Source organism: Thiocystis minor (assembly GCF_016653465.1).
Lineage (GTDB): Bacteria > Pseudomonadota > Gammaproteobacteria > Chromatiales > Chromatiaceae > Chromatium > Chromatium minus.
This window is the reverse complement of sequence record NZ_NHSQ01000121.1, coordinates 1-10,502: the sequence shown is the minus strand read 5'-3', so window position 1 is coordinate 10,502 and position 10,502 is coordinate 1. Positions and strand designations below refer to the sequence as shown.

The 10,502-nt window shown below is 60.5% G+C and carries 10 protein-coding genes and 4 pseudogenes; 8 read left to right on the top strand and 6 right to left on the bottom strand.

All coding sequences use genetic code 11. The features are described 5' to 3' along the window. Positions 1-146: 146 nt before the first annotated feature. Positions 147-350, top strand: coding sequence for a tyrosine-type recombinase/integrase (locus CCR95_RS16995; RefSeq protein WP_242523302.1), 204 nt, complete (start codon positions 147-149; stop codon positions 348-350). Between the two features lie 363 nt (positions 351-713). Next, positions 714-1,031, top strand: a pseudogene (locus CCR95_RS16990) (NAD(+)--dinitrogen-reductase ADP-D-ribosyltransferase); the annotation flags it as partial. Here CCR95_RS16990 and CCR95_RS16985 read toward each other — a convergent pair. Beyond that, positions 1,026-1,805 (bottom strand): Uma2 family endonuclease, encoded by a 780-nt coding sequence (locus tag CCR95_RS16985; RefSeq protein WP_201096479.1) that lies wholly within the window; start codon positions 1,803-1,805, stop codon positions 1,026-1,028. The pseudogene CCR95_RS16990 and the gene CCR95_RS16985 overlap by 6 nt on opposite strands. A gap of 22 nt (positions 1,806-1,827) precedes the next feature. Next, positions 1,828-2,280, bottom strand: coding sequence for a DUF29 domain-containing protein (locus tag CCR95_RS16980; RefSeq protein ID WP_201096475.1), 453 nt, complete (start codon positions 2,278-2,280; stop codon positions 1,828-1,830). A 231-nt stretch (positions 2,281-2,511) separates the two neighbouring features. Between CCR95_RS16980 and CCR95_RS16975 the strand changes: the two genes are divergently transcribed. Then, positions 2,512-3,234 carry an HAD family hydrolase gene (locus tag CCR95_RS16975; protein ID WP_201096472.1) on the top strand — a complete coding sequence of 241 codons (723 nt, stop codon included), beginning with the start codon at positions 2,512-2,514 and terminating at the stop codon, positions 3,232-3,234. A 167-nt stretch (positions 3,235-3,401) separates the two neighbouring features. Further along, a complete protein-coding gene (tgt, locus tag CCR95_RS16970; protein WP_242523301.1) occupies positions 3,402-4,559 on the top strand; it encodes a tRNA guanosine(34) transglycosylase Tgt in 1,158 nt (385 codons plus the stop codon). Positions 4,560-4,598: 39 nt separating this feature from the next. On the opposite strand, the gene CCR95_RS16965 is transcribed toward tgt, so the two are convergent. Together CCR95_RS16965 and CCR95_RS16960 are read right to left on the bottom strand one after the other, a co-directional pair. Then, positions 4,599-5,750 (bottom strand): NHL repeat-containing protein, encoded by a 1,152-nt coding sequence (locus CCR95_RS16965; protein ID WP_201096470.1) that lies wholly within the window; start codon positions 5,748-5,750, stop codon positions 4,599-4,601. 110 nt (positions 5,751-5,860) lie between these two features. After that, complete coding sequence (locus tag CCR95_RS16960) at positions 5,861-6,718, bottom strand: PA4780 family RIO1-like protein kinase (protein ID WP_201096481.1); 858 nt, start codon at positions 6,716-6,718, stop codon at positions 5,861-5,863. A gap of 229 nt (positions 6,719-6,947) precedes the next feature. Here CCR95_RS16960 and CCR95_RS16955 point away from each other — a divergent pair, with 229 nt between their 5' ends. Then, complete coding sequence (locus CCR95_RS16955; protein ID WP_201096466.1) at positions 6,948-7,232, top strand: DUF427 domain-containing protein; 285 nt, start codon at positions 6,948-6,950, stop codon at positions 7,230-7,232. 201 nt (positions 7,233-7,433) lie between these two features. Here CCR95_RS16955 and CCR95_RS16950 read toward each other — a convergent pair. After that, positions 7,434-8,615, bottom strand: a pseudogene (locus CCR95_RS16950) (IS3 family transposase). A gap of 129 nt (positions 8,616-8,744) precedes the next feature. Here CCR95_RS16950 and CCR95_RS16945 point away from each other — a divergent pair. From CCR95_RS16945 to CCR95_RS16935, 3 genes and pseudogenes are all read left to right on the top strand, one after another. After that, positions 8,745-9,032: a hypothetical protein gene (locus CCR95_RS16945; RefSeq protein WP_201096463.1), complete on the top strand. Its 288-nt coding sequence runs from the start codon at positions 8,745-8,747 to the stop codon at positions 9,030-9,032. 298 nt (positions 9,033-9,330) lie between these two features. Further along, positions 9,331-9,771: a hypothetical protein gene (locus CCR95_RS16940; RefSeq protein WP_201096457.1), complete on the top strand. Its 441-nt coding sequence runs from the start codon at positions 9,331-9,333 to the stop codon at positions 9,769-9,771. Between the two features lie 239 nt (positions 9,772-10,010). Beyond that, positions 10,011-10,364: pseudogene (locus CCR95_RS16935) on the top strand (transposase); the annotation flags it as partial. 16 nt (positions 10,365-10,380) lie between these two features. On the opposite strand, the pseudogene CCR95_RS16930 reads toward CCR95_RS16935, so the two are convergent. Continuing rightward, positions 10,381-10,502, bottom strand: a pseudogene (locus CCR95_RS16930) (IS1595 family transposase); the annotation flags it as partial.

Here is a 10,502-nt window from a genome sequence, read left to right as displayed (position 1 = left end):
ATCGCGGCGCGCGTCGCCCAGAGCGATCCCGCGAAATTCGTCTTCTGCCCAGCCCATGCGATCCCCAATGAACGTGAATGCTCAAACCTATTTTACCCGCACACGGGGAGTTGTGTGTAATGGGATGGGCTAGGAGGGACGCTGGAATGCCAGAACTCAGAATGCACGACCTTCGTCATTCCTTTGCCAGCGCGTTGGTCAACAGTGGTCGCTCGATCTATGAGGTGAAACAACTGCTGGGACACAGCAAGATCACGACGACTGAGCGCTATGCTCATCTGTCGCAACAGACCTTACTGGATGCCACCGACGCCGCTGCAAAGGCCACTGGAATCACCGTATCGGAGTAAACCTTAGCTCGCTCACTCATAAAGAGCGAGCCTTCTCCTTTGGAAAAACCAATAAATACACTTTATGAGATTCCCAGAAACACTCACAGAGACATCTTAGTAAAGCACTAAGTGTGTTAAATTGTTGAGCAAGCGACCTTACTTCATTAATTTAACCGCTTCAGTAACTTATCTTCCTGAACCCATGGAGTCTGTGGGAAGACCGTAGGTGCCATGTCTGACAAGATTGCTCACGCATTAACCCTTCAAACGAGTCTGGTAATGAGCCCTTCTGAACGTGGGGTATGCGTGGGTGGAAAGCGCTAATGCACAGGACACGGACCCAATGATTTTAGCTATCCTAAAGGGACAGACTAGTGCAGCACTTCCTGTCAGTACGAGCTGGCGCGCGAATTCCCGGACCGCGCCCACCTCCGGCTCTATCGCGGCATCAACCGCATGGACGAGCACGAAATCCAGGAGACCTGCAGCGGCGGGTTCCATCGCGTGCTGTTGAATAATCTCAACAGCTTCACCAGCCAACGCGAACGGGCGGACGAATTCGGCGATTACATCCTGGAGACCGACGTTCCGCTCGCCAAGGTATTCTTCTATAACCGCCTGCTACCGGGGATGCTCAAGGGCGAGGATGAGTATGTGGTGATTGGCGGGGTCTACGAGGTTAGCATCGCGACGTTATGAGAAGAGTCGGGCCGGATCTTCCACGCGCGCCGCGGCCAGCAACCAGCGCTTGAGTTGCGCCCGGTCTCGACACGCGAGGATACGCGCGCGGTCGGTGGCGTCGAGGGTCAGATCGCGGTCGGCCAGCAGGGCGAGAATCGATTCGGCGATACCTTGTTCGACACCTTCGCTCAGACCTTCCTCGCGAATCGCCTCAATGCTGTCGTAGCCCGCGCGTTGCAGCAGATTGCGTAGCATCACGCGATGGCTGGCGTCGCGATCGTAGAGCGCCTCGACGGGCACTGGATTGCGCAGGATGCCGGGGGCGGTGAGGATCTCGCCGGGTCCGAGTACCCGCACCGGCTGTTTGGGGCAACGTACCTCGACACGCCGCGGCCCGACCAAACGCACCACCCAGACCTGCTGAGTACCATGGTCGAGCAGCTCGGCGATCTTGTTTTCCAGTTCCTGTTCGTCCTGCCCCGGTCCGCAATATTCGACGGCGAGCGGCGGAACGCCGGGGATCCAGCCCCGTTCGTCGCCCGCGGCGGCCACGGCGATATCCGGCGCGCGCAGGGTACCGCTCGTCGGCGTGAAACCGGCATCGACGCCCGCCCATTCCACGTCCGGGTCGGTCTCCAGCGCCCCGCCGCCGGACAGATTGCGCCCCGAATGGTCGCGCCCGGACGGGGCGCAATAAATCGGGTGGCCATTGCTCAGTTCATAACGATCGCCCTCGCGCAACTGATCGACGCGAAAGGGGCCATGCGGGATCGAACCTGTCTTCGTGGTCATCTCGGATCTCTCTTGAAGCCGTTTACTCGCTCGCGTTCCGCGCTGCCGGGTACTCTTCCAGTTGAAGCAACTGCTCCAGGGAGTACGGACAACTGGTCGGAAATGTCGCCTCGTCGAGGTCGGTTTCCTTGACCGCGAGCAAGACCGCCATGGGGTATGCCTTCTCGATGCGCACCTCCAGAATGGTCTTCAGACTCGGATTGTCATCGAGCAGGTCGAGCAAGGACAGCCGCTGTTCCTTGATGGTGGCGCGCCAACTCCTGGAACGGTATTCCGGCTGATATTGCCACTTCAGAAGATGGGCTAGAAGTACCTTCAGACGCTGTTGCAACTGGCGGCGTTCGCTGGCACCCATGCTCTCCAACTCCTCGACCAGATGCGTCAGATCCACGTCCTGAAATTGTCCCGCCTGGAGCAGCCGGGCCTGTTCCCGCGTCCAGGCGTGGAAATCGCGTTGATACAAATCGGCGTTCATCGTCGTTCCCGGTCACCTTAGACCTTATCGCTGGAGGATCTTCCCCATAGGGAATCATTATAGGCATAGCGCGTCCAGGGGATGCCGGACTGCCGGGTTGCATTCGGCTTCTTGCACCGAACTTGCGACCGGTGCCGGGGACAAGCCGGCAATCCCGGAAGCTTTGGCGGCATTTGGATCAGGCCCTCGATTCCAGGCACAATACCGTCCTTTGCGCGCCCCACCAATGCCATGCCCGACTCACTGCTTCGTCTCGTGACCTGCGATCTGGACGATACGCTCTGGCCTTGCCTGCCAGTCATCCAGGCGGCGGAGCAGGCGTTGCAGGTCTGGCTACAAGCCCATGCGCCGCGACTCGCCAAGGCCCATGACGTGGCGAGCCTGCGCCAGCATCGCCGCCGGATCATGGACGAGACGCCCGCGATCGCGCACGACTTGGGGCAAGTCCGGCACCGCTCCCTGACCATGCTGTTGCACGACTTCGGCTACCCTGTCCAACTCGCGGACGCGGCCATGGATCTTTTTCTGGAACATCGCAACCGGGTCGAACCCTACGCCGATGTGCTCCCGGCGCTGCGCTCGCTCGCCGCGGACTATTGTCTGGTCTCGCTCACCAACGGCAATTCGAGCATCGAGGCCACATCCCTGCGGGGACTGTTTCGGCACCGCCTCACCGCCGCCGAGGTCGGCGCGGCCAAACCGGACCCGGCGATGTTCCGCCGCGCGCTGGAACTCAGTGGCTGTCGACCGACCGAGTGTCTGCACCTGGGCGACGATCCCTGGATGGATGTCGAGGCCGCGCGCGCCATTGGCCTGACCGCCGTCTGGGTCAACCGGACCAGCCGGATCTGGCCGGAGGCGCTGGCTCCGCCGATCCTGACGGTGACAAACCTCGCTGAAGTGACCGACTGGTTGCACCGCCAAATTCACATTCAGCGAAATCCAGCATTTTGAACCGCAAAGGCGCAAAGGACGCAAAGCAAAACAAGGGCTTGCAATGCGAACGACAGTCACGCCTTAAAGACGAATGCCATCATCGATGGCAAGACATTGGAATCCTTCACGTTCTTTGTGTTCTTTGCGGTTCGATGGCTTTTTTAGGTTTCAACACGGAGACGACGATGGAATTTGATCTGCTTGGCCGTGATGGCCTGGCCCGCCGCGGTCGCCTGCGCTTCGCGCGCGGCACGGTCGAGACCCCGGCCTTCATGCCCGTGGGCACCTATGGCACAGTCAAGGCGATGACCCCGGAAGAACTGCTGGAGGTCGGCGCCGAGATCGTCCTGGGCAACACCTTCCATCTGATGCTGCGCCCCGGTACCGAGATCATCCGCCGCTGCGGCGATCTGCATCGCTTCATGCACTGGGAGCGCCCCATCCTCACCGACTCCGGCGGGTTCCAGGTATTCAGCCTGGGCGAGCTGCGCCGGATCACGGAGGAGGGCGTGCACTTCCAGTCGCCGGTCGACGGCAGCCCGGTCTTCTTAAGCCCCGAGGTCTCGATGCGGGTCCAGCGCGAGCTGGGATCGGACATCGTCATGATCTTCGACGAATGCACGCCGTATCCCGCCGACGAGGACCGGGCGCGCGCCTCGATGGAACTCTCGCTGCGCTGGGCGGCCCGTTCGCGCGCGGCCCATGGCGACAACCCGGCGGCGCTGTTCGGCATCGTCCAAGGCGGCATGCACGAACGCCCGCGCGCCGAATCGCTGGACGGGCTGCAAGCGATCGGCTTCGACGGCTATGCGATCGGCGGTCTCTCGGTGGGCGAGCCGGAAGCGGATCGGCTGCGGGTGCTGGACTTTCTCGCCGACCGGCTTCCGGTCGACCGTCCACGCTATCTGATGGGTGTCGGCACCCCGGAGGACATCGTCGCCGCCGTGCGTCGCGGCATCGACATGTTCGACTGCGTCATGCCGACCCGCCATGCCCGCAACGGTTATCTCTTCACCCACCAGGGCACGGTCAAAATCCGCAACGCCATCCATCGCACCGACGAGGGACCGCTGGATCCGTTGTGCGACTGCTACACCTGCCGTCATTACAGCCGCGCCTATCTGCATCATCTCGACAAATGCAAGGAGATCCTGGGGGCGCGACTGGCCACCATCCACAACCTGCGCTATTACCAGACCTTGATGCGCGGACTGCGGGAGGCGATTGCCGCCGGCCGGCTCGATAGCTTTGTCGCCGAGTTCGAGGGGTTGCGCACCGGTGAGATTCGGAGAGACCGGCTGTCGATGCCCGGACATCCAGTCGGGCATGACATCTCTCCATAGCGGCGCGATCGCGCGAGTCTCTCGCCTGCCGTTTGGCCGTTACTTGACGATGCGCGGCGGGAGCGCGTCCTGGCTTGCGCCGGGTTGAGAGATTGCATGAAAACGCACATGATCGGATCCAGGGGCCATGTTGAACACCTCGCCACTCCCTGTCACCACGGCGCTTCGCATGGACCAATAATGATATTCCTCGTCTGGAATCGCGATCGTGCTTTGGTGACGCCCATTAGGGTCAAAGACGAGAACGTCAATGGCAATGGAGTCGTCCTGTTCGGCTTCCGTCTTCACGTAGAAATTTCCGCCCTGATCTTCTCCGAGAAACTCCGCCCCAATGACACCGCTCTTTGGCAGAGACGCCGTGACCGAGCGACCATCCGGGTAATCGATCCGAACGTTCCCGACCTTGTTCCGCCAATCGACTTCGGGCACGAATCGCTGTCCGTCGGCACCACGAAAACCCTTGGCCACGCCCTCTCCGATCTGTGCCTCGGTCGGCTGGGTCAATGACCCCGAGGCGACTCCGGCAATTGCCGTATCGCCGATCCCGTTTGCGCGTATCGAGATCGTGCCATCGACCATCCGCATCGGTCCCCGACTATCCCAACGAGAATGATCGACCGCGATGGTGGTCAGCACATTGCCATTTGCATCCAGTTGGCTCAGGGTGTCATCCGTCCCGTAGACGTAAATCAGCCCGTCTTTGTCAATCACCACATCCTCTGGAACGATCTCTCCGAGAGCCATGCTTCGTACATGCCGACCGTCCGGATCATAAACCTGCAACCGATGATTGACGGTATCGCAAACGAGAAGGTTGCCATGCTGGTCCACCGCAAAAGAAGCCGGTCCCTCGCTCGCGCCTTCCACGCCATCGACCGCGCCAAGTTGATCGTCGCCCGGCCCGTAGGCAACTGAAAAACCGCGTTCCTGACTCGTCTTCCGATCGACTCCACGCCCGAGTACGATCACCTTTTCCAATTTCCGACCTTCCTCGGTCTGCCGGTAGACAAACACATTGCTGGAGCCGGCGAGCGCCTGGATCGCCTCATCCAACGGAACCTCGTTAAAAATCCGGATGATCGGAGATTGTGCCAAATTCGCGCTTTCGATCGCAAAGTCGATGCCGGTCTGACTGCCGAGCAGTTCCAGCGTGGCCGCCAGCGTGGCGCCATCCACACGGCCCGTGACCAAACGCTCCTTGACCGATAACTCCAGGACAGGATCGGCGGAAGAGGCCGCAATGCTTAGAACGCAAGAACATGTGGCGAGAAGAACGCGTAATTTTGGAAGGATCATTTGGATTAATCCTTGAGAATCGAGGTGGAGTCTCGGGCGTAACGTCTCATTGCATCCTCTCTTGCATCATTGATTTCTCTCATGATGCTGTCGAGATCGGCCTTTTTATGCTGGCCTTTGAAGTGACCGGTGAGTTTCATGTCGGGCGACAGATTGCCGCTCTCGTACAGGTACCAGATCTCCTTGCCGTAGCTGGTGGTCAGCAGTTCAGGAGCAAACTGACCGAAGTAGGCGGCCAGATTGTCGACATCCCGCTCCAGCATCCGGGCGGCGTGATTGTTTGCCGCCGCGTCAATCGCTTGGGGCAGATCGATAATCACCGGGCCGCGCGCGTCAATGAGCACATTGAATTCGGAGAGGTCGCCATGCACCAATCCTCCGCAGAGCATTTTCACCACTTCCGCGATCAGTGCTCCGTGGTATTCCAGGGCCTGTTCGCCTGTCAGTTCGAGATCGTTCAGCCGGGGTGCCGCAACGCCCTGTTCGTCCGTGATCAGTTCCATGATCAAAACGCCTTCGAGAAAGTGATAGGGCTGTGGTACTCGCACACCCGCTGCGGCAAGTCGATACAGGGCGTCGACTTCGGTATTTTGCCAAACGTCTTCCTGTTCCCGGCGTCCATAGCGGGTGCCTTTTTCCATCGCGCGGGCCTGCCGGCTATTGCGCACTTTCCGGCCTTCGCGATAGAGCGACTGTTTATGAAAGCCGCGTTTATTGGCCTCTTTATAGACTTTGGCGCAGCGCACCGCGCCTTCGGAAAGCACCACATAGACCGCGGCCTCCTTGCCGCTTTTCAGCGGGCGGATCACTTCGTCGATCAGACCGTCCTGCAATAGCGGTTCGAGACTTTTTGGAACTTTCATCGTCGCCCTTATGTATACGGTGTCCGCTTGCCGCGCCAGGATCGGGTTGGGTTGGCCAGCATCGCGAGTGATCATTGCCGGTAAAACGCATGGGACCGTCTCGGCCGATCCTCGCCAGCCCGGAAGGCGCGGTCAAACGATGCCTCGCGGCCCGGAAGCGGAAGGTTGCCGACAAAATGTGCGTTATATTGACAGCATCGACAGGGTATCGCCAATGAGGGTTTGCGCCATGGCCAAAGCAGTGTGGAAGAATCAGATGATCGCTGAAAGCGACACGGTCGTCGAAGTGGAGGGCAACCTCTACTTCCCCCTGGACGCGGTTCGTCGCGAGTTCCTGGAGCCGAGCGAGCGAACGACCCGATGCCCCTGGAAGGGCGAGGCGCGGTATTACCACATCGTGGTGGGGAACGATTGTAACGTGGATGCAGCCTGGTTCTATCCCGACCCCAAGCCCGCGGCCTCGAACATCAAGGGTCATGTGGCATTCTGGCGCGGCGTTACCGTGGAACGCTAAGGAAACAAACGTTGCCACGGGGTGAATCCCCATAAGCGCCAACTTAACCGCACCGTTGACGCTCTTGTGAATTCATCATCTCAATGACCCTGGCCGGAAGGGATTGCAAGCGGCGGCGGCGTGGACGCTCTTTGAGCACGTCGAGGCAGGCATCCCAGCGATTGAGGTTCCCTCGGTTTTTCGTCTTCCAAGGGAGTGTGCTCATGCGACCTGTTTTTCTCCCCGCTGGGTGCTGATCCAGTCTTTCAGGAACTGAACCGGTGAGGTGTACCCGAGGGTGGAGTGCAAGCGCTTGCGGTTGTCGAACACCTCGATGGACTCGAAAGCCGTGGCCTTCATCGCTTCCCGCGTGGCGAAGCGCTCATCGAAGACCCGCTCGTTCTTGAAGCGGTTGAACCAGCTCTCGGTGGGGGCGTTGTCCCAGCCGTTTCCCTTGCGGCTCATGGAGCAGACCATTCCATCTTCGCGTCGCTTGTCCTGAAAGGCATGGCTGGCAGACTGGCTGCCCCGGTCGGAGTGGTGCGTCAGCCCTGGCGCTGGCTTGCGGCGGAACCAGGCCATGGTCAGCGCATCCGTGACGATGGTCTGCCGTCAGGCGCGGTTTCAACGACCAGCCGACCACTTCCCGGTTGAACAGATCCAACACGATGGCCAGGGACAGCCAACCTTCATCGGTCCACAGGTCGGTAATATCGGCGGTCCAGACCGGATTCGGGCCGCTCGGGGCGAAGTCGCGTGCGAGCAGGTTCTCCGCCACCGGCAAGCCGTGCTTGGCGTCGGTCGCGGCCTTGTCACGGCGTTGGTGCCGCCCCCGGATGCCAGGCGCGTGCAGGAGGCGCTCCACGCGTGCCTTGCTCACCGGAAAGCCCCGTGCACGCCGTTCCCGCACCCTCCGAGGACGGCCGTCGGCACCCTTGAACGCGGCATGGATCGACGGGATGAGGACCCGCAACTGGACATCGGTCAGCCCCTGACGGTCCGCATGACCACCACCTTTCCAGGCCCGATCGCCACTGACGCTGACCGCCAGAACCTCACAGCGCTCGCTCAAGGCGAACGCTTGGCGGTGCGCATCCATCCAGACGTCCTTCACCACGCATCCCTCGCGAAGGACGCCGTCGCTTTTTTGAGGATGTCGACCTCGCGTTTGAGGCATGCATTCTCCGCACGCAACCGCGACCGTTCCATCGCCTCGGGCGCCACCTTCGCAGCACCCGGGCCGTTGCGCGTACCCGCCTCGAACGCCTTCACCCAGTGGCGCAGGGTCTGCTCGACCAGGCCCATCTCCTTGGCCACGACGCCAACGGTTTTGCCATCCTTGACGCGCTTGATCGCCGGTTCCTTGAACGCGGCGGTGTACTCTTGCTTCGGAATCTTCTGCATCGTCATCTCCAAGGTGACCGTCATTCTACGTCACCCTTGGAAGACGAAATTTCGGGGGAACCTCAGAAAGGCATTCCACGGGTTCAGCGTCGTACTGCCCGCAAGCGATTGCAAGGGGCGATCCGGCGCATGAAGGAATGGATCAAAAGCCACCGGCACCTGCCGGGCAGGGAGTTTATCAAGGGACTCAATCGGCGGCTGGTCGGTCATGACAATGACTATGGGCTACGAGGCAACTCGGAGGACCTGTGGCGCTTCTATGAAACGACCGTCGCCTGCGCGCTCAAATGGCTGAATCGGCGTGGGGGCAAGCGCAAGAGCTTCACATGGGCGGTCTTCGGTCGCGCCATCGAAAAGCTCGGCATCGCCAAACCCCGCATCACCGACACACCGCGCGCGCAACCGGTGTCTGCATGATTTTTTGCTCGCGCGAAAGCGAGTACGACCGAGGAACCGGATGCGGGAAAACTGCACGTCCGGGTCTGTGGCGGGGGCTCCGGGCAACCGGAGTCCCTACGCCGGAGATCCGGCGGTGCTGATTGAGCCCTTGGCGCGCGCGGAGCTGGCGAAGGCGGCTAAGCATGGTCAGACCCTGAGGTATCCCAAGAATATTTTTTCTAAAACAATAGCTTGAACGGAGATTTCAGCACAGTCATGAACATGCACGGGAGGTTGTGGTCCCTGGAAAGTGACAAAATCGACCAGGATACCTCCCATGCCTGTCATCACGATTCTCCACCGATGCCTGGATCCCTTACTTCCACACATCCCTTGCCGGCGTCTGGCGACCCTGTTCGCGGCGGTGGTGTCGTGCGTGAGTGGGCCGGCCCTGTCGTTGACCGATGTGGGCCGACGTTTCACAGGAGCGATCGATCTCCGTTACAAGATCAAGCGTGCCGATCGCCTGCTCGCCAATCGGCATCTGCAAGGCGAGGCCCGATCAATCTACCGAGCACTCTGCCGAGTCACCCTGGCGCGCCTGAAGGAACCGCTGATCCTGACCGACTGGTCGGACCGGAAAGCCGATCAGTCGCTACACCTGCTGCGTGCCTCGCTGCCCGTCGGCGGGCGCAGCCTGACCCTGTACGAGGAGGTGCATGCGCAGAAGACGCTTGGCAACCGCACGGTCCAGCATCATTTTGGCGTTGGTGCATAAAGAACCTGAAGTTTCTCACTTTCATGCAGCCATATCATAATATAATCAACCACGAATATGCGCGCATATTCGTGAAAGCTTATTGATGAAATCCAGGCTGCCACGATGACCGAACGAGTGTGAAAAACGCGGACGATTCGGTGAATAAACAAGCAGTTGAAGATGAATGCAGGCTCGCGCAAGCGTATAATGAAAGGTGCCTAAGCCAATGATTAGACGCCAAATACGAGCCGCATTCGATGCCGATCCTACCCGCACTCGCCACCCAATTCCAGAGCCTTTTCCCCAGCTCCGATCACGGCCAGGAACGCGCCCGCTGGTTCATTCTCACGCTGCAGGCCATCCTGCTGCCGATCACCGCCTCGCGCACCTCCAACCTGCTGCGCACCATCGCCACGCTCTTCGGCGTGGCGATCGGCGAGGCCAGGTACTACACCTTCATGGCCTCGGTGAAGCTGCCGTGGACGCGGGTCTGGGCGGTGCTCTGGCGGGCGATTCCCGACCCCCTCACCGACGGGCGCCTGCTGGTGGTGTTGGACGACTCGATCAATCCGAAGAGCGGCACCAAGGTGTTTGCCTGTCAGCGCAGCTTCGACCATGCCGCCCTGATTAGCAAGCTTCCTCAGCCAGACGGATCCAGCGCTCTGGGCGCGGCCCGACGGCGATGGCGGCGACGAGCAATCGGCTGGGCAGGGTGTCGAGGTGAAAGCGCCGGTTGAATCGGTAGGCGA

What these genes read in the sequence shown, in the direction of transcription:
- CCR95_RS16995 (WP_242523302.1), top strand. Translation starts at nt 147, where the DNA reads ATGCCAGAACTCAGAATGCACGACCTTCGTCATTCCTTTGCCAGCGCG.
- CCR95_RS16985 (WP_201096479.1), bottom strand. Translation starts at nt 1,805, where the DNA reads ATGACCACGAAGACAGGTTCGATCCCGCATGGCCCCTTTCGCGTCGAT.
- CCR95_RS16980 (WP_201096475.1), bottom strand. Translation starts at nt 2,280, where the DNA reads ATGAACGCCGATTTGTATCAACGCGATTTCCACGCCTGGACGCGGGAA.
- CCR95_RS16975 (WP_201096472.1), top strand. Translation starts at nt 2,512, where the DNA reads ATGCCCGACTCACTGCTTCGTCTCGTGACCTGCGATCTGGACGATACG.
- tgt (WP_242523301.1), top strand. Translation starts at nt 3,402, where the DNA reads ATGGAATTTGATCTGCTTGGCCGTGATGGCCTGGCCCGCCGCGGTCGC.
- CCR95_RS16960 (WP_201096481.1), bottom strand. Translation starts at nt 6,718, where the DNA reads ATGAAAGTTCCAAAAAGTCTCGAACCGCTATTGCAGGACGGTCTGATC.
- CCR95_RS16955 (WP_201096466.1), top strand. Translation starts at nt 6,948, where the DNA reads ATGGCCAAAGCAGTGTGGAAGAATCAGATGATCGCTGAAAGCGACACG.
- CCR95_RS16945 (WP_201096463.1), top strand. Translation starts at nt 8,745, where the DNA reads ATGAAGGAATGGATCAAAAGCCACCGGCACCTGCCGGGCAGGGAGTTT.
- CCR95_RS16940 (WP_201096457.1), top strand. Translation starts at nt 9,331, where the DNA reads ATGCCTGTCATCACGATTCTCCACCGATGCCTGGATCCCTTACTTCCA.